The organism is Stenotrophomonas sp. CCNWLW162, assembly GCF_037203745.1.
In the GTDB taxonomy this organism is placed as follows: domain Bacteria; phylum Pseudomonadota; class Gammaproteobacteria; order Xanthomonadales; family Xanthomonadaceae; genus Stenotrophomonas; species Stenotrophomonas maltophilia_AQ.
On record NZ_JBBCBL010000002.1, the window covers coordinates 543,389 to 556,156 of the forward strand.

The 12,768-nt window shown below is 66.4% G+C and carries 12 protein-coding genes; 4 read left to right on the forward strand and 8 right to left on the reverse strand.

Annotation, left to right across the window (positions count from 1 at the left end):
- Positions 1-90 precede the first annotated feature (90 nt).
- A complete protein-coding gene (locus tag V9K93_RS07485) occupies positions 91-1,056 on the reverse strand; it encodes a sodium:calcium antiporter (RefSeq protein ID WP_337302286.1) in 966 nt (321 codons plus the stop codon).
- A gap of 73 nt (positions 1,057-1,129) precedes the next feature.
- Entirely contained in the window at positions 1,130-1,783 is a 654-nt protein-coding gene (locus tag V9K93_RS07490; protein ID WP_136639152.1) for a hypothetical protein, read from the reverse strand.
- A 125-nt stretch (positions 1,784-1,908) separates the two neighbouring features.
- Here V9K93_RS07490 and V9K93_RS07495 point away from each other — a divergent pair, with 125 nt between their 5' ends.
- Positions 1,909-2,436 (forward strand): hypothetical protein, encoded by a 528-nt coding sequence (locus V9K93_RS07495; RefSeq protein ID WP_046984829.1) that lies wholly within the window; start codon positions 1,909-1,911, stop codon positions 2,434-2,436.
- Positions 2,437-2,517: 81 nt separating this feature from the next.
- On the opposite strand, the gene hmgA is transcribed toward V9K93_RS07495, so the two are convergent.
- Both hmgA and hppD read right to left on the reverse strand, forming a co-directional pair.
- The gene (gene hmgA, locus V9K93_RS07500; protein ID WP_337302287.1) at positions 2,518-3,825 is read right to left on the reverse strand and encodes a homogentisate 1,2-dioxygenase; all 1,308 of its coding nucleotides are present in this window, start codon (positions 3,823-3,825) and stop codon (positions 2,518-2,520) included.
- Between the two features lie 102 nt (positions 3,826-3,927).
- Positions 3,928-5,040: a 4-hydroxyphenylpyruvate dioxygenase gene (hppD, locus tag V9K93_RS07505; RefSeq protein WP_211195207.1), complete on the reverse strand. Its 1,113-nt coding sequence runs from the start codon at positions 5,038-5,040 to the stop codon at positions 3,928-3,930.
- Positions 5,041-5,106: 66 nt separating this feature from the next.
- Between hppD and V9K93_RS07510 the strand changes: the two genes are divergently transcribed.
- Entirely contained in the window at positions 5,107-5,664 is a 558-nt protein-coding gene (locus V9K93_RS07510; protein ID WP_081307605.1) for a MarR family winged helix-turn-helix transcriptional regulator, read from the forward strand.
- Between the two features lie 88 nt (positions 5,665-5,752).
- Here the strand turns inward: V9K93_RS07510 and V9K93_RS07515 are convergent, their stop codons facing one another.
- From V9K93_RS07515 to V9K93_RS07530, 4 genes are all read right to left on the reverse strand, one after another.
- A complete protein-coding gene (locus tag V9K93_RS07515) occupies positions 5,753-6,892 on the reverse strand; it encodes a hypothetical protein (protein ID WP_337302288.1) in 1,140 nt (379 codons plus the stop codon).
- A 222-nt stretch (positions 6,893-7,114) separates the two neighbouring features.
- Entirely contained in the window at positions 7,115-7,714 is a 600-nt protein-coding gene (locus V9K93_RS07520; protein WP_046984833.1) for a thioredoxin family protein, read from the reverse strand.
- 19 nt (positions 7,715-7,733) lie between these two features.
- A complete protein-coding gene (locus tag V9K93_RS07525; protein ID WP_046984834.1) occupies positions 7,734-9,233 on the reverse strand; it encodes a peptide MFS transporter in 1,500 nt (499 codons plus the stop codon).
- 180 nt (positions 9,234-9,413) lie between these two features.
- Positions 9,414-10,289 carry a tryptophan 2,3-dioxygenase gene (locus V9K93_RS07530; protein WP_012512331.1) on the reverse strand — a complete coding sequence of 292 codons (876 nt, stop codon included), beginning with the start codon at positions 10,287-10,289 and terminating at the stop codon, positions 9,414-9,416.
- 335 nt (positions 10,290-10,624) lie between these two features.
- Between V9K93_RS07530 and pdhA the strand changes: the two genes are divergently transcribed.
- Together pdhA and V9K93_RS07540 are read left to right on the forward strand one after the other, a co-directional pair.
- Positions 10,625-11,707: a pyruvate dehydrogenase (acetyl-transferring) E1 component subunit alpha gene (pdhA, locus tag V9K93_RS07535; RefSeq protein ID WP_295380023.1), complete on the forward strand. Its 1,083-nt coding sequence runs from the start codon at positions 10,625-10,627 to the stop codon at positions 11,705-11,707.
- Entirely contained in the window at positions 11,700-12,767 is a 1,068-nt protein-coding gene (locus tag V9K93_RS07540) for an alpha-ketoacid dehydrogenase subunit beta (RefSeq protein WP_006474353.1), read from the forward strand. The genes pdhA and V9K93_RS07540 overlap by 8 nt, the downstream gene beginning before the upstream one ends.
- The last annotated feature ends 1 nt before the right edge of the window (position 12,768 follow it).

Below are 12,768 nucleotides of genomic sequence, written 5' to 3' on the forward strand. Positions count from 1 at the left end.
GGTTGGCAGCTACCGCATCATTGGCGGGGTGACCGGTAGGTGCCGACCTTGGTCGGCACGGAACCAACCGCATCCACGCATGGTGTGGCTCTACAACCCGGGTGCACCCACCAGCAGCAGCTCCAGCACGAACCAGCCAACAAACGCGACCAGCAGGATCACGCCTTCGCCACGGCTGATCTTCAGGTCGCCACGCAGCATCGGGTACAGCACCAGCGCGAAGGCCAGCAGCGCCGGCAGCTCCAGGCGCACGAACGAGGCCGGCAGCGCCAGCGGCTGCAGGACCGCCATCGCACCGATCACCAGCAGCAGGTTGACCACGCTGGAGCCCAGCACGTGGCCCATCACCATGTCGCCATGGCCACGGCGTGCCGCAGCGATCGCGGTTGCCACCTCCGGCAGCGCGGTACCGATCGCGACCGGCAGCAGACCGACCAGCAGCGGCGTCCACCCCAGTGCAACACCGAAGTCCGCCGCCGCACCGACCACCAGGCGGGCGCCCCAGTACAGCGCCAGCGCCGCGATCACCACGCGCAGCACGTTCAACGGCAGGCTGGTACGGCTCAACGCGGACTCGGCGATCACCGCCTGCACCTCGGCGCTCTCGCTGCGGCCACGACGCAGCAGCACCACCTGCACGATGATGAAACCGGCCACCAGCACGCCGCCTTCCCAGCGCGCCAGGCCACCATCAAGACCGAACAGGATCAGCACCACGCCCGCCGCCAGCAGCGACCACCACAGTACCGTCTGCAATCGCGCGTGCAGCAGCAGCGGCGCAGCCATCGCAGCGACGGCCAGGGTCAGGCCCAGGTTGACGATGCTGCTGCCCACCGCGTTGCCCAGCGCCAGCTCCGGCTGGCCGACCGCCAGCGCGCGTGCGTTGACCGCCAGTTCCGGCAGCGAAGTGGTCACCCCGAGCAGCAACAGGCCAGCCGTGAACGGACTGGCGCCGAAGCGTTGCGCCAGGCCGGACACGGCCTTGACGATGGAGTCCCCGCCCAGCGCCAGCAGCAGCAGGCCGAGCAGGAACCAGGCAATTGCAATGGCGATCATCGAGCACTCCCCCAGCGGTCGTGGCGCGATTCTACGCTTGGCCCGCGCACAAGGCTGGGCCGTGGATCAAGGATCAGCCACAGCCTTCCACATAATCGACCTGCGGGGTCTGGCCCACCCGCCACGCGCCGACCCGGCCGTCCGCACCGAGTGCGAAGTCGACCACCGCACCGCCCTCCTGCGCCGGCCGCACGCGCAGGTGCTGGGCCTTCTCGTCGTACTTGTCGGGGACGACGTCACCGCGCTCGGGATACAGCACCTGCAACTCGCCCAGGGTCATGCCGACCTTGCCGCCGCCCGGTGCGATGACCGCAGCATTGTGCACGTCATAGCGCACCAGCTTGCGGCCTTCGATCATCAGGCGCGGATCTTCGGCATTCTGCGGACGCAGGAAATAGCAGCCATCGTTGTTGTCGTCGACCGGCAGCGGTTTGCCGGCAGCATCGCTGCCCACGCCCCGCAGCGGCGCGCCGAAGCCGCTGCGGACCTCGGCGATGGCTGCACCGAGCTTCGCGCCGGCGTAGCCGTCCAGGTGTGCTGGGCTGTCGCTGCGGAGATCATTGGCCGGGCGCGCGGCCAGATCGGGATCGGCGGACTGTGCGGGCCCGGTCGCCGACGCGGTTTCGGCTGGGGTGTCGCTGCCACTGCCGGCCGCCCCCTGTTTGTCCTGGCCGCCGCAGGCGGTGAGCGAAAGCAGCAACAGACCAGCAATCGGGAGGTGCTTCATCGGTGCGGTTCCCTGGCACGAAGGTGGCTGCACGCTAGCGCAGCACATGTGCAGGTGCTGCATTGTCATCGCCGTTTCATGGCCTTCGTTCAGGCTCGGCGTGCACCGACTTGGCCGTCCCCTCCATGCAACCGCGTAAGACCGATCTCGCCCGAACCGCGCTGCAGGCCCACCGCGCGCCGCTGGACATGCGCCAGAGGCGGCTGCTGATCCTGTGCGACGGCCAGCGCAGCATCACCGACTTGACCGGCCTGCTTGGCCCGGAGGCTCCGGCGATGGTCATCCAGCTGGTGCAGGCGGGCTATCTGAGCACAGGGCCGGCCGCAGCGACGCCCGCCCCCTCCCCCGAAGCCGCTGCCATCTTGCCAGCGCAGGCTGCGGTGCCTGCGACACCGGTCGAACGCCGCCGCTCGCTGGTGGCCGCGCGCATCTACGTGCTGGGCATCCTGGAGATGCAGCGCCACCCGCAGGCCGCTGCGGTGTTCCGCGACCTGCAGCAGGCGCGTGCGGAAGACGAAGTGCTGCAGCGGCTGCAGTCAGCGCTGCAGGTGCTGCCCGCGCTGACCTCGGACGGCTACTGCCAGCGCGTACGCCAGCGCCTGCTGGAAGCGCTGCCGCTGGAGCATTGCGACGCGTTCGCCGAGATGGCGTAACCGCAGGTTCCGACGGCAATCATCCACGCATGGCGTGGATGCGATCAGGATCCGTGCCGACCAAGGTCGGCACCCACCAAGCTAGCGGGACGACCGGAAGTTGTTGCGCAGGCCGTTCCAGCACTGCTGGTAATCACCCTGCCGATGGCCGGCAGCCAAGGCCTGCGCGGTCGGGCGGATCACCGCGCGGGTCTCGAACATGAAGGCCATGGTGTCCTTGATCACGTCCGGCTTGGACAGGTCTGCGTTGGAGGCCTTGTCGAAGGTCGGCGCATCCGGGCCATGGCCGCTCATGCAGTTGTGCAGCGACGCGCCGCCGGGCACGAAGCCTTCGGCCTTGGCGTCGTAGGCGCCATGCACCAGGCCCATGAACTCGCTGGCGATGTTGCGGTGGAACCACGGCGGGCGGAACGTGTTCTGCGCCACCAGCCAGCGCGGCGGGAAGATCGCGAAGTCCATGTTGCTGGTCCCCGGTGTGTCGCTGGGCGAATGCAGCACCAGGAAGATCGACGGGTCCGGATGGTCATGGCTGATCGAGCCGATGGTGTTGAAGCGGCGCAGGTCGTAGCGGTACGGCGCGTAATTGCCGTGCCAGGCCACCACGTCCAGCGGCGAATGGTCGATCGGCGCGCGCCACAGGCGGCCTTCGAACTTGGCGATCAGTTCGAAATCACCATCGATATCCTCGAACGCCGCGTGCGGGGTCTCGAAGTCGCGCGGGTTGGCCAGGCCGTTGGAGCCGATCGGGCCGAGGTCAGGCAGCTTCAGCAGCGCACCGTAGTTCTCGCAGATGTAGCCGCGGCTCGGGCCATCGGGCAGTTCGACGCGGAACCGCACGCCACGCGGAATCACCGCGATCTGCTGCGGTTCGATCTCGATCACGCCCAGTTCGGTCAGCAGGCGCAGCGCTCCCAGCTGCGGCACGATCAGCAGTTCGCCATCGGCATCGTAGAAGTAGCGGCCAACCATGTCGCGGTTGGCGGCGTAGAGGTGGATGCCCACACCGGCATGCGCGTCGGGCGAGCCGTTGCCACCCATCGTGTACAGGCCTTCGACGAAGTCGGTCGGCAGTTCCGGCAGCGGCAGCGGGCTCCAGCGCAGCTGGTTCGGCGACGCAGGCTGCGCAGCGAAATCGCACTGCAGCTGGGACTGCGCGAACGGGGTGAACTCACCATGGGTGACCGCCGGGCGGATCCGGTACAGCCAGCTGCGGCGGTTGCTGCCGCGCGGCGCGGTGAAGGCGGTGCCGGTCAACTGTTCGGCGTACAGGCCGTGGGCCACCTTCTGCGGCGAGTTCTGCCCGACCGGCAGCGCGCCGGCGACGGCCTCGGTGGCGAATTCGTTGCCGAGGCCGGACTGGTAGCCGCGGGCGGTGATGGCGGGGGACATGGTGGCTCCTGGAACGGCGATGCCGGAACGGATAGCAGCCGAGCATGGCTCGGCTCTACAGATGAGCAGCCGCCGGGCGTGGCCCGGCGCTACCGATGAACGTTACAGCACGCCGCGGCGGATCTGGTCGCGCTCGATGCTTTCGAACAGCGCGGTGAAGTTGCCTTCGCCAAAGCCTTCGTTGCCCTTGCGCTGGATGATCTCGAAGAAGATCGGGCCGATGCAGTTCTGGGTGAAGATCTGCAGCAGCTTGCGCTGGTGGGTTTCCGGATCGGCATCGATCAGGATCTTGTTCTTCGCCAGGCGCGCCACGTCTTCACCGTGGTTCGGCACGCGCTGGTCGATCACGTCGAAGTAGGTCTCCGGCGTATCGAGGAAGTCCACGCCCTGCGCGCGCATCGCTTCGACGGTCTCGTAGATGTTCTCGGTGAAGCAGGCGATGTGCTGGATGCCCTCTCCCTTGTACGCGTCCAGGTACTCGTTGATCTGGCTCTTCGGGTCGGACGATTCGTTCAGCGGGATGCGCACGATGCCGTCCGGCGCGGTCATCGCCTTGGACACCAGGCCGGTCTTCAAGCCCTTGATGTCGAAGTAGCGGATCTCGCGGAAATTGAACAGACGCTCGTAGTAGTCCGACCACTGCTGCATGTTGCCGAAGTACAGGTTGTGGGTCAGGTGGTCGATGAAGGTCAGGCCGAAGCCCACCGGGTGCAGGTCGGCGCCGGCGATCAACTCATAGTCGCCGTCGAAGATGCTGCCGGCGCTGCCATAGCGGTCGACCAGATACAGCATGCAGTCGCCGATGCCCTTGATGACCGGGGCATTGACCGCCTTGCTGTCCGGCTTGAAGGCGATGGCTTCGGCGCCGTTGCCCAGCGCGGTCTGGTAGACCTCCTGGCCCGGCTTCTTGAAGCGGATGGCGAAGCCGCAGGCGCACGGACCGTGCTTCTCGGCGAAGTCGGCGGCGAACGAATCGGGGTCTTCATTGACCAGGAAGTTGACGTCGCCCTGGCGATAGACGGTAATCGGACGCTGCTTGTGCTTGAGCACCGCGCTGAAGCCCATCTTCCGGAAGTACTCGTGCAGCTCCTGGCCACGGCCGGCCGGGGCGGCGAATTCGACGAACTCGAAGCCGTCGATGCCCATCGGGTTCTCGAAGGTGGTGACCTGCATGCCGGGGTTGGGATGCGAGGCGGTCGGGACTGCGGTATTCATGGCGTGGCTCCGAATCGGTACCGCATCGGTACAAACCAGGTGCGGGCAGGTAGGGACCCGGCGAGAATGCAGGGTCTGGACCTACCCCTTATAGTTACACTTGAAACCACCAGCAAGGTGCACCGCAACATGAGCCCCGCCGATCCCGTTTCGACCCGCCTGCGTTCCTCGCACGTCCTGCTCGACCTGGAACAGTTCCTGCCTTACCGGCTGAGCGTGCTGTCCAACCGGGTCAGCGGCAACATCGCCAAGCTATACGGCGATCGTTACGGTCTGGCGATCCCCGAATGGCGGGTGATCACCATCCTGGCGCTGTACCCGGGTTCCTCGGCCAGCGAGGTCTCCGACCGCACGGCGATGGACAAGGTGGCGGTCAGCCGCGCCGTGGCCCGCCTGCTGGAGCGTGGCTTCATCAAGCGCGAGACCCATGGCGACGACCGCCGTCGCTCGGTGCTGGCGCTGTCGGCAGCCGGCTTCGAGGTGTACGAGACCATTGCGCCGATGGTGATCGAGATCACCCGCAAGCTGATGTCGGTGCTGAGCGAGGAGGAGGAGCAGGTGCTGGAGAAGCTGATCCTGCGCCTGGCCGGCGACGGCCTGGAGCGGATGGGCGAAGGGGTCTGAAAGAAAAAGGGGACGGAGGGGATCAAGTCGTTTTGGGCACAACTGTGCTGATTGCGGCTTTATCCCCTCTGTCCCTTTTTTCCGCGCCTCAGCTCAGATGCTTGCGGCGTGCATGGATCCACGGCACGGCCAGCGCGGCGATGGCACCACCTGCAAAACCGAGTGACGCAGCAACCGTGGCCGCTTCGACCGCCCCTGGCAGCGCCAGTGCCGCAGCCACCAAGAGCAGCGACGGCAGGCCGACGAAGGTGCCGAGGAAGAAGTGCCAGCGCGGCGACCAGGTGTTGAGCTGCAGCAGGCTGACCGGCTGCCAGGCGTCGGATGCGGCGTCCTCGGCGATCTTCGCTACCGCCTTGCCCAGGTCTACTTCCGGCAGCGCGCGCCCCTGCCGTGCGGTCGCCAGCAGCTCGGCCACGGCCTCCACCGGCGGAAAGCTGGACGGCCACGCCACCGGCGCCGGCACGCCGTAGGCGGTCATCAGCGGCACGCTCAGCCACGGCGCCACCAACGGGCGCATGCGGCGTCGGCCATGCACGCACCAGATCTGTGGCTGGCCATGGGCGGTGACGCTGTACAGCGCCAGCTCACCCGCTGGCGGGTAGCCAAGCATGGTCACCCGCGCCGCCAGGCTGTCCTGGCCCATCGCGCGCAGGAATCCAGGACGGCTGCGTCCCTCCTGCATCCACGCCAGGCCGAGTGCACCCACCAGATACGCCTCGGCCACGTCCTTGCTGCCGGCAGTGGCGCGCTCATCACTGGCCAGGTACCAGGCCAGCGATTTCGGTTCGGAGACATCGTCCAGGCCCCAGCGGCTGTCATCGCCCAGCACGTGGCGCACCGGCAGGCGCGCCGGCGCGGTTTCGCCACGTTCGCCCGGCTGCAGGAACGGCAGTACGCCCTGGATGAAGGTGGACAGTTCGATGGCCCGCGCGCCATGGCCCTGCCATTCCGGCGGCAGCAACCCGGCCAGCTGGCCTTCGGCAGCCAGCGCATCCAGCCGCGCTTTCTGCTCGACCAGCCTTTGCACCGCCCCCTTCAGCACCACGTTGTCGGGCAGCGCGATCTGCGGCAGGCGGTGGCGCGGTAGTGTCAGTTCAACGGTGTTCTCGCCGGTACCATCGTCATCGAGCAGCACTTCCTGCGCCGGCAGGCTCACGCCCTCATCTGCTCCGCTCTCGGCCAATGCGCTGGCAGGTTCGGGCAATCGTTCGGCGTGGTCGCTGTGCATGGGCGTTCCGGTAGGTTGCATCGACGGGGCGTCGACTGAAGTCCTTGCCGGTAACGGCGTGCACGCAGTGAAATTGAGACACCGATTCGGAGAGTGTGACGGCGCGCGCAATAGATCCACGCCATGCGTGGATGCACGTCTGTGCCGACCAACGGTTGGCCCCCACCAGAGCCTGCTGACCAGCAGGCGGCACCCAGCCAGGTTGCCGGCCAGCGGCCGGCACTACCGGTCAGGTGCCCACTGCTTGAGGAAGGCGCTCACTCGGGCAGGCTGGAAAGCTTCGCCCCTGCGCAGCTCACCAGTCGCCTGCGATACCAGCAGTCCACCATCGGCATCGAGCACCAGCAGGTACGGGTAGTCGCGTTCCATCATCGGGAACTGGGCAAAAAAGGCGGTGTTGGGCTGTTCGTCACTGGCGTTGATCTTCACCCACACGTAGTGAGCATCGCGGAAGCGGCGCAGGTCGCCGTTGCCTTCCACCAGTTCGTCCAGCGCATGGCAGCGCTCGCAGGCGGCGTTGCCGACCTCGAGCAGGATGCGCTTCTTGCCGCGCTGGGCTTCCACCTTGGCGGTGGCCAGGTCATTGGCCGGGTCGCGGGCCGGGTCGAACTGTGCACCGAGCCCGGCGATGGCGGCGATGTCCGCCGCCACCGGGGTGTTGCCCGAGGCCACCGGTTCGCTGGGGTCAGCGACCGGTGGCTCGGTGGGTCGGGTATCCAGGGGCTGCGTAGGCTCGGCGGCTGCAGGCGGTTGCGGTTGGGAACAGGCGCCGATCAGCGCCGCACAGACCACCACTACCGCAGTACCGAGCTTGCTACGCATGCCTTCTACCCTCTCATCATTACTTGACGCCGTGCATCAGCTTGTTGATCAGCGGGGCGACCAGGAACAGCACCACGCCAGAGCCGATCAGAGCCCAGAACCCGAAGGTATACCCCTTCAGTGCCGACTCGACCGTCATGCCGCCTTCACCACTGACAACGCCGGCGAAGATGCCCGACAGGTTGTTGCCGATGCCGGTGGACAGGAACCAGCCACCCATGCCGAAGCCGACCAGGCGCACCGGAGCCAGCTTGGTCACCATCGACAGGCCGATCGGCGACAGGCACAGCTCACCGACGGACTGGATGACGTAGACCATGAACAGGGTCCAGAACGGGATCTTGCCGTCCACCACCATCTGCGACAGGGCGTACATCAGCAGGGCAAAGGCGGCGCCGTTGAACAGCAGGCCCAGGCCGAACTTGCGCGGAATCGACGGATTGGCGCGGCCCAGGGCCACCCAGATCCAGGCGATGATCGGCGCCAGGGTGATGATGGCCACCGAGTTGACCGACTGGAACCAGGCGGTCGGGAAGGTCCAGTCGCCCATCTGGCGGTTGACGATATTCTCGGCCAGGAAGGTGAACGAGCTGCCGGCCTGTTCGAAGAACATCCAGAACATCACGTTGAAGGCGAAGATGATCAGCATGGCGATCACGCGGTCGCGCTGCACCTTGCCCTCGCGGATGCCCTCGACCAGCAGCAGCACGGCCAGTGCGGCGAACATCACGCCCAGGATCCAGGCCAGCGCGGTGGCGCCGGTGGCCAGCAGGAAGTAGGCCACCGGAATGGCGAACAGCGAGCCCACCAGCACCATGACGATACGGCCGAAGCCTTCAGCACCAGCCGGCGGAGCACCGATGCCCTTCAGGCCGGCGCGCCCGATGTAGAACCACACCAGCGAGATCAGCATGCCCACGCCCGAGGCGATGAACACGACCTTGTAGGACGGCATTTCCGAGGTGCCGAAGACCTTGCGGGCCAGGTACTCGGTCAGCACCGGGGCGATCATCGCGCCGATGTTGATGCCCATGTAGAAGATGGTGAAGCCCGAATCGCGACGCTCATCCTTCAGGCCGTACAGCTTGCCGACCATGGTCGAGATGTTCGGCTTGAACATGCCGTTGCCGACGATGATCGTGGCCAGGCCGAGCTTGAACAGATGCTCTTCCGGCAACGAGATCATGAACAGGCCGGCGGCCATGATCACCGCACCGGTCAGGATCGAGCGCTGGTACCCCAGCACCCGGTCGGCCACGTAGCCACCGAAGATCGCCGCGGCGTACACCAGCGCCAGGTAGGCACCGTAGATGCGGCTGGCGTCGGCTTCACCGGCGGCACTGCCATCACGGAACTGGGCGACGATGTACAGCACCAAGGCCCAGCGGATGCCGTAGAACGCAAAGCGTTCCCAGAACTCGGTCATGAACAGCATCCACAACGGGCGCGGGTGGCCCATCATGGTCTTGAAGTCCGGCACGGCCGGCTCTGGGGTGTTCGCAGTGGCGTTCAAGCTCATGCGGATTTCCTGGTTCGGTGGATGACGAGCACGTCCGATGTGCAGTGGAGCAACGCGCGAGGATCACCGACTTCTGGCGTTCACGTCAAATACACGCCGTTTGAGGCAGGTGCCAGCCTGCTCGCTGAACTTGCATCTGAAACGATCCAGCCGCCGGCCGGGAACCAAGCTGAATGGGAGTCAGGCCAGATCGGCCGGGGGTGCGGCCTGCAGGCTGGTGCGCACCTGGAACAGTTCGGGGAAAAAGGTCAGTTCCAGCGCCTTGGCCAGGAAACCGACACCGGACGAGCCGCCCGTGCCGCGCTTGAAGCCGATCACCCGCATCACCGTACGCATGTGGCGGAAGCGCCAGAGCTGGAAGGCGGTCTCCAGGTCCACCAGGTCCTCGCACAGCGAATACTCGCGCCAGTAGCGATCGGTGTCCTGGTAGATGCGTTCGAAGACCGGCTGCAGTGCGTCATCGGCCACATGCGGCTGGGTCCAGTCGTGGGCCTCGTACACCGCCGGGACGGCGTGGCCGAAACGGGTCAGGTACTTGAGGAATTCCTCGTACAGGCTCGGCGCTTCCAGTGCGGTGCGCAGCTGCGCCTGGCCAGCCGGGTCGTGCTCGAACACCTGCAGCATCTGCGCGTTCTTGTTGCCCAGCAGGAACTCGATGTAACGGTACTGCAGCGACTGGAAGCCCGAGGACGGGCCCAGCACGTCGCGGAAGCCCATGTACTCGGACGGGGTCAGCGTTTCCAGCACCGACCACTGCTCGGTGAGCTGGCGCAGCACCTGCTTGCTGCGCGCCAGCACCTTGCGGCACTGCCAGACTTCATCACGCTGCAGGAAGCCGATCGCGGCACGCAGTTCGTGGCCGAGCAGCTTCAGCCACAGCTCCGAGGTCTGGTGCTGGATGATGAAGAGCATCTCGTCGTGGTGCGGCGGGTTGGACAACGGCTGCTGCGCGCTGAGCAGCTGGTCCAGCCGCAGGTAGCCGCCATAGGTCAGCCGCCCCTGCAGATCGGTGTGGATGCCAGCTTCGAGATCGCGTTGGTTGTTGTCGACGGACATGGGCGGGACCAGATCGGGGGCGGCAAGGGTAGCGCGTTGCCGCCATGCTGGCAGCCGCCGCGTCCATACCGGGGCGTCCGGGGGCCCGTGGAGCATCCCTCGATATGGGGGCTGCGCGTGGAACCGTTCGGGCCGTTGCACGGGCAGTCAGCCAGAGGCGTATTCTGATGCTCTGCAGCAACGACTGAATACGTTGTTGTTATTGGCCCCCCACCCGCCGGCAGGGGTAAAACAGGGCATCGCCGTGTTGCGCCGCAGGAAGGCTATTCCGTACGCGTTCCTTAACATGGCGATTCATATCATTTGTAACTTCTCTGTCGAAGGTGCAGTACGCAATGACGGTTGCCGCTGAATTCAAGATCGAATACCTGCAGTACCTGGACACGGACGGCACGCTCGTCCGCGATGACCTGCCCGCGTCGCTGCGCGACCCCAAGGTCCTGGTGCCGCTGTTCAAGCAGATGCTGTTCGTACGTACGTTCGACAGCAAATCCATCGCGCTGCAGCGCACCGGCAAGCTCGGCACCTATGCCGCCTGCCTGGGCCATGAAGCCGCGCACGTGGGCATCGGTGCCGCCATGCAGAAGGACGACGTGTTCGCGCCTTCGTACCGCGAGTATGGCGCGATGTTCATGCGTGGCGTGCGCCCGCACGATGTGCTGATGTACTGGGGCGGCGACGAGCGCGGCAACGACTACGGCGGCAACGCGGCCAAGGACTTCCCGTTCTGCGTGCCGATTTCCACCCAGTGCCTGCATGCCGCAGGCGCCGCGCTGAAGTTCAAGCTCAACAAGGAACCGCAGATCGCGGTGGCCGTGTGTGGCGACGGCGGCAGCTCCAAGACCGACTTCTACGCGGCACTGAATTCGGCGGGCGCTTACAAGCTGCCGCTGATCCTGTGCATCGTCAACAACGGCTGGGCCATCTCGGTCCCGCGTTCGGCCCAGACCGGTGCCGAAACGCTGGCACAGAAGGGCCTGGCCGGCGGCCTGCATTGCCTGCAGGTGGACGGCAACGACCTGATCGCGGTGCTGGCGGCAATGGAGCAGGCGCGCGAACGTGCGCTGGCCGGCGACGGTGGCACTGTGCTGGAACTGATGACCTACCGCCTGTCTGACCACACCACCGCCGATGACGCGCGCCGCTACCGCGACGACGCCGAAGTGAAGGATGCCTGGCAGCGCGAACCGATGCTGCGCCTGCGCAAGTACCTGATCAACGCCGGCGTCTGGAGCGAGGAAGAGGAAACCGCTTGGGTCGCCGAGTGCGGCACGCGCGTGGACGAGGAAGTGAACCTGTACCTCAACACGCCGGTGCAGCCGGTCGAGGCGATGTTCGATTTCCTCTACGCCGATCCGCCGCAGGACCTGCTGGCCCAGCGTGCCCAGGCGATCGCCCTGGAGAAGCGCCATGGATGAGATCAAGAACGGCGCGCCCGGCGCGCACACCAACGCCGCTGACAGCGCCGCCGTCGCGCGCGGAGAACAGAGCATGACCACCACCCCCATCACCCTGATCGAAGCCATCACCCAGGCACTGGCCTGGGAGCTGGAGCACGACCCGTCGGTGCTGGTGCTGGGCGAGGACGTGGGCGTCAACGGCGGCGTGTTCCGCGCCACCGCCGGCCTGCAGCAGCGCTTCGGCTCCGAGCGCATCCTCGACACCCCGCTGGATGAAACCACCATCGCCGGCCTGACCATCGGTCTGGCGGCACAGGGCATGAAGCCGGTGGCCGAAGCGCAGTTCGACGGTTTCATGTACCCGATGGTCGACCATATCGTCTGCCACGCCGCACGCCTGCGTTACCGCACGCGTGGCCGCCTGCACTGCCCGATGGTGCTGCGCGTGCCGTGGGGCGGTGGTATCCGCGCACCGGAACATCACAGCGAAGCCAATGAGGCGATCTTCACCAACGTGCCGGGCCTGCGCGTGGTGCTGCCGTCGTCGCCGCAGCGTGCCTATGGCCTGCTGCTGGCCGCGATCCGCGAGCCGGATCCGGTGATCTACATGGAGCCCAAGCGCATCTACCGCCAGTACAAGGAAGTGGTCGTCAACGACGGCGAAGCCTTGCCGCTGGACGTCTGCTTCGTGCTGCGCGATGGCACCGACGTGACCCTGGTGACCTGGGGCGCGCAGGTGAAGGAAGCGCTGGAAGCGGCCGACAAGCTGGCCGGCGAAGGTATCAGTGCCGAAGTCATCGACGTGGCCACGCTGCGTCCGCTGGACTTCGCCACCATCGCCGAATCGGTGGCCAAGACCGGCCGCTGCGTGATCGTGCAGGAGGCCCCGAAGACCGCGGGCTTCGGCGCCGAAATCGCTGCGCGTCTGGCCGAGGAATCGATCTACGATCTGCTGGCCCCTGTCGAGCGCGTCACTGGCTACGACACCCACATTCCGCTGTTCCGCCTGGAGATGAAGTACCTGCCGAGCGTTGAGCGGATCGTGGCTGCGGCCAAGCGCGCGGTGGCGGCCGGCTGAC